This is a genomic window from Neisseria sp. P0021.S007 (assembly GCF_051956855.1).
The window spans coordinates 1-530 of the sequence record NZ_JBQCXA010001114.1 but is presented as its reverse complement, the minus strand read 5'-3'; the positions used below and the strand labels follow the sequence as shown (position 1 = coordinate 530).

Genomic DNA, 530 nt, shown 5'->3' with positions numbered 1-530 from the left:
ATATAAGGTCGCCTGAAAATTATTTTGACTGCTTGTGTTGGCCTGCCAGCCGCACATAATGCGCGGAAGAATATTTCAAAAATTCTTTTTCTTTTTCGGTCAGCGGGCGGACTTGTTTGACGGGCGAACCGACATAGAGATAGCCGCTTTCCAAACGTTTGCGTGGCGGCACCAAACTGCCTGCACCTATCATCACGTCGTCTTCGATGACGGTATCGTCCAGAATAATCGTACCCATCCCAATCAACACACGATCGCCGATGCGGCAGCCGTGCAGCATGACTTTGTGTCCGACGGTTACGTCTTCGCCGATGATAAGGGGTGAGCCTTCGGGCTTTTCCGCGTTTTTGTGCGAAACGTGCAAGACACTGCCGTCCTGTACATTGCTGCGCGCGCCGATGCTGATGCTGTTCACGTCGCCGTGCAACACGGCATACGGCCAAACGGATACGTCTTCGGCAAGCGATACTTCGCCGATGATGACGGAGGTTTCGTCGATGAGGCAGGATTCGTGAATTTGCGGAGTATGG

General features: G+C 52.8%; 1 protein-coding gene. It reads right to left on the bottom strand.

Annotation, left to right across the window (positions count from 1 at the left end; translation table 11 throughout):
• Positions 1-19 precede the first annotated feature (19 nt).
• Positions 20-530 (bottom strand): gamma carbonic anhydrase family protein (locus ACTHUR_RS17800; RefSeq protein WP_440400060.1); only part of this gene is annotated, 511 nt, incomplete at its 5' end.